A 447-nucleotide genomic window follows, 5' to 3' on the forward strand; every position below is an offset into this window, starting at 1 on the left:
GCGGGGACCACGAGGCGGAAGGCCGTCGCGAGGCGGCGCAGCCTGCGTTCCTGCGCGGGGGTCCAGTCCAGGCCGAGGGCCGCGCGGGCGTCGGCGGGGAGGAAGCCGGTGGTCAGGAAACGGCGGGCGCGCAGGGCCGGGGGCAGCAGGAGCGGCCAGAGGAGGCGCAGGACCAGGCGCGCGGCGAGCGGGCCCCGGTCGGGGGCGGGGACCGGTGTGTCCGTGGCGAGGAGTTCGCGCACGACCGCGTTGGACTCGACCTCCGTGGCGAGCATCCGGCGGTAGTACGGCCAGAACTCCTCCGGCGTCGCGGGCATGTCCCGCTCGCGCAGCCCGAGCAGCCGCCCGACCCGCAGCCACTCCGCGTACAGGGCGCGGTCCTGGGCGGGGGTGAGGGGGCGGACGAGGAGGGCGAGGCCGCGCCGGTTGACGGGGTAGCCCGTCGCG

1 protein-coding gene is annotated in these 447 nt (G+C 78.1%); it reads right to left on the reverse strand.

All coding sequences use genetic code 11. The features are described 5' to 3' along the window. Positions 1 to 447: oxygenase MpaB family protein (locus tag SSBG_RS02720; protein ID WP_008744702.1), on the reverse strand; the 447-nt coding region annotated here is incomplete at both ends.

The organism is Streptomyces sp. SPB074 (assembly GCF_000154905.1).
Lineage (GTDB): Bacteria > Actinomycetota > Actinomycetes > Streptomycetales > Streptomycetaceae > Streptomyces.